The sequence below is a fragment of the Lactococcus fujiensis JCM 16395 genome (assembly GCF_002441655.1).
Taxonomy (GTDB): Bacteria; Bacillota; Bacilli; order Lactobacillales; family Streptococcaceae; genus Lactococcus; species Lactococcus fujiensis.
Genome location: NZ_JXJU01000035.1, coordinates 1 through 3,411 on the forward strand (window position 1 = coordinate 1; position 3,411 = coordinate 3,411).

Annotated in this window: 3 protein-coding genes and 1 pseudogene; 3 read left to right on the top strand and 1 reads right to left on the bottom strand. The window is 30.8% G+C overall.

The genetic code is table 11. The features are described from left to right. From RT41_RS09995 to RT41_RS10005, 3 genes are all read left to right on the top strand, one after another. Window positions 1–835 (top strand): RepB family plasmid replication initiator protein (locus RT41_RS09995; RefSeq protein ID WP_143467373.1); only part of this gene is annotated, 835 nt, incomplete at its 5' end. Window positions 836–980: 145 nt separating this feature from the next. Further along, window positions 981–1,790 (top strand): ParA family protein, encoded by an 810-nt coding sequence (locus RT41_RS10000; RefSeq protein ID WP_011669115.1) that lies wholly within the window; start codon window positions 981–983, stop codon window positions 1,788–1,790. A 1-nt stretch (window position 1,791) separates the two neighbouring features. Beyond that, the gene (locus RT41_RS10005; protein ID WP_014567964.1) at window positions 1,792–2,016 is read left to right on the top strand and encodes a hypothetical protein; all 225 of its coding nucleotides are present in this window, start codon (window positions 1,792–1,794) and stop codon (window positions 2,014–2,016) included. A gap of 330 nt (window positions 2,017–2,346) precedes the next feature. Here RT41_RS10005 and RT41_RS10010 read toward each other — a convergent pair. Continuing rightward, a pseudogene (locus tag RT41_RS10010) lies at window positions 2,347–3,411 on the bottom strand (IS3 family transposase); the annotation flags it as partial.

Sequence of the window (3,411 nt, forward strand, 5' to 3'; positions counted from 1 at the left end):
TCAGAAAACTTTGCAACAGAACCATGTTGAGTGGAATGATTATAATGATAAAGTTTTGATACGTTTTGATCAAGCTATTATGCCGTATCTCATAGATTTAAAAAATAATTTTACGCAATATGCCATATCAGATATTATGGAACTGAATAGCAAGTACAGTATTATTTTATATAAATGGTTCTCTATGTCTTATAATCAATTTGAGCATTACCAATATAAACCTAATAGAACGAAGAAACAATTAGAAGATTACAAGAGTCCTAGGATAATAATTAGTGACTTAAGAGAATTAACAGATACTGTTGATGACTATAGTAGATTTGATAATTTTGAAAAAAGAGTCATAAAAGATGCAATTAAAGAAATAAATTCTTTTACTCATTTTAATGTTGAGTATGAAAAAATAAAAAAAGGGCGTTCAATCGATTCAATACAGTTTCATATAGTTAAGAAAGCAAATTGGAAAGATGAGAACTATAAACGTAATGATGTACAAGCACAATTAACTGAAGAACAAAAACAAGCTCAAAATCAGGTTAATTATGCAGTGGCTGTTGCAAATCCATTTACCATGAAACTTATAAATTCCTCTTTGTTGTATGCAACCGATATAGCAAACCAGGACACGATTTTAGAGCTTGCTGAGAGTGTTTATCCTGTGTATGATAAACTTGTAAAAGAACTTGGAGAAGATGCTTTAGCAACGCATATGGACTATGTACGAAGAAAGATGGTAGATTATTCAAATGAGAAAAAGAATATCGCCAAGTATTTAAGTATAGCAGCAAAACAATATCTTAATTCAAGGTTGAGTAAACAGCAAATGAAAGAGTAAGGAAGAAGTTAATACAAAAGAAAGAAAAAGGTCGTGCAAAGGTATGACCTTTTTCTTGACTTTATCTTATATAGGTGTTAAGATATAGGTATGACTTAAGTAATACCTATAGAATACTAAAGTAGTCGAAAGAGGAGAATAAGGTATGCAAGTAATTAGTTTTATGGCAATTAAAGGTGGTGTAGGAAAGACTACAATGGCTTTCCAATTTGCAAAATATTTGCAAGAAAATAATAAAAGTACATTATTAATTGATTTGGATTCACAAAAAAGTTTAACTGGTACATTTGAGACAAAAGATTTTAATTTTAAAGATAAACACAATATTTCAGAAATTCTCAGCAATCCCCAAATCGGAATCATTGCTACTACAGTTGAAAAAAACATTGATGTAATTCCTTCAACTAGTAATTTAGAAGAAATCGCAGATAACTTGGCAACTAAACCTAATAAAGAGTTATTGTTATTTATGTGGTTTGTAAAAAATTCAAAAGAACTAAATCAAAAATATGATTATATTATTTTAGACTTACCGCCTGCATGGAATTTATTAACCAAAAATGGTGTGGCAGTTGCGGATAAAGTAATATCACCAATGGAACCAAGCCGTTTTGGATACGAAAGTCATACCAAGGTATTACAAAGCGTTTCAACTTTAAAAAATGAAGTTGTTGATCCTGTCAGTGGTAAGTCATATGTTAGCGCAAAAATTTATTTTTTAGGAAATAGAGTTAAACACAATACTAATTCATCTAAAGAATTTTTAGAAGCGTTAAAAAATATAAATGATGTAATTGGAATTGTACCTGAAAAAGAAGCTATTAATACAAGTATGCTTCTTAAAAAGGGAATATTTGATTATTTAGAAGAGACAGGGCAAACTCATACACAAAATAAATTCATTGCATCATTAAAAAAAGTATTCAACCAAATAGAAACAAAGGGGATAGAGTAAAATGGCAAACAAGTTTGAAGATATGACCTTTGATAATAATGATTATCAAGTAGTAAAAAATATTTCGGAAGATAATAACACAAATTTGGGTTGGGAGAAAAAAATCAAAACTAGTTTTTCAATAAAAAAAAGTAATTCAGAAAAACTAGATGAATTAGTAAAAAAATTTAATGCTAAATCAAGGTCAGTAATTATTGATATGCTAATTGAAAAAAGTGAACTATAAAAAGTATTACCAAAGTAATGCTTTTATCTTGTTAAGGTATTCCTTTGGTATTTAATTGGTAAGAACATGATAGTACCTTATAGATTATTCTTTGAATTATGAAAGAGGTTTAAATAGATGATAGTTTAAAAGAGTTAGAAGAATAGTTTATTAATTTAAGTAGGTAGTAAACGAAGAGTAATAGCATTTATAATCAAGGATAATGTTAAGAAAAAGGTATTACTTTACGAATACTTTTCTCTTGATAAAGTAATACTGGTCTATGAAACACAGACAAAAAAGACTAGCAATTTTGCAACTAGTCTTGTCATATGGACTAATGTCAAATATTTAGACACAAAATGAGCTATATTTTCTTAAAATAATTTTCTTCTTTCTGATTTGGAGTTAAACCATTGTTGGCGGAATGAGGATTATAATTGTTATAAAATTGTTCGATGTATTCAAAGCAAGAGAGTTGTACTTCATGGAGTGAGTGATAAGTTCTTCGATTAATCTCCCGTTGTTTAAGGTACTTAAAAAAGACCTCGGTTACTGCGTTGTCGTAAGGATATCCAGCCTTGGAGTAAGAAGCAAGCAATTGATGCTCATCTAATAACTTTCTAAAGGAAGCTGATTTAAATTGGCTTCCTTGGTCCGAATGAAAGATAATTGGTTCCTTAGGCTTCCTCTTATTTATAGCTATTTCTAAGGTGTCACAGGCGAGTTTGGCATCAATCCTATCACTTACTTTCCACGCAATACATTTCCTTGAGTAGAGGTCAAGAATAGCACAGAGATAAACATGTCGTTTAGGTCCTATAGAGATATAAGTGAAATCTGTTGTCCAAACTTGATTTGGGGAGTTCGGGTTAAATTCTTGTTTAAGCAGATTATCAAAAGAAAATACAGGAGCTTTCTTTGATTTAAAACGAGGTTTGATGGTTGACATTTTAGGGAGTGTCATAGACTTGAGAAGTCTTAAGATAGGGCCTTCAGAAATATTAACGCCATAATCACGCAGAAGAATGATTTTAAAAGCTCTCGTTCCAATTCTTTTCTTGGCTTTCATATAAATCTCAAGGAGTAATTTTCTCAAGCGTTGATTTTCTACTTCACGCTTCGAAGGCCTCTTGTTTATGAAGTTATAGTAGGTGGAACGATTGACATGTAAAACACGACAGAGCATAACTGTCGTGTGTTCAAATCGGAGTCTGTAGATGGCTTTCAATCTTACTTGGAGTTTTGCATGAATATGGCACTCGCTTTTTTTAAGATCAGATTTTCTTCCTCTAGTTGGGCATTCCTTTTTTGTAATTCTTGAATCTGTTTAGCAGCAACACCGTATTATCTTCAAGACGCACTTGAGAGTACTGCTTAATCCATTTTGCGGTTCTGTTGCAAAGTTTTCCAAAA